This window comes from Gilvimarinus sp. 1_MG-2023, from assembly GCF_030548285.1.
Genome location: NZ_JAUOSC010001021.1, coordinates 1 through 271, shown reverse-complemented (window position 1 = coordinate 271; position 271 = coordinate 1). Strand labels below are relative to the sequence as shown.

General features: G+C 54.6%; 1 pseudogene. It reads left to right on the top strand.

What is annotated here, in order from left to right:
• A pseudogene (locus tag Q4563_RS19975) lies at positions 1-271 on the top strand (spermidine/putrescine ABC transporter substrate-binding protein PotF); the annotation flags it as partial.

Below are 271 nucleotides of genomic sequence, written 5' to 3'. Positions count from 1 at the left end.
CAGCGTGCCATGGGCCTGGGGCACCATTGGACTGGGTTACAACGTGGAAATGATCAAGGCGCGACTGGGTGATATGCCCGCCGATACCCTCGACCTGATCTTTGACCCCAAAATCTCTGCCAAACTGCAAGACTGTGGTATTGGCATTCTGGACTCCCCGGCAGAAGTGATGTCGATTGCCCTCAACTACGCCGGTCTTGATCCTAACTCAGAAAGCAAAAGCGACCTCGGCAAAGCCGAAGCCCTGATGAAAGCCAACCGTGACAACTAC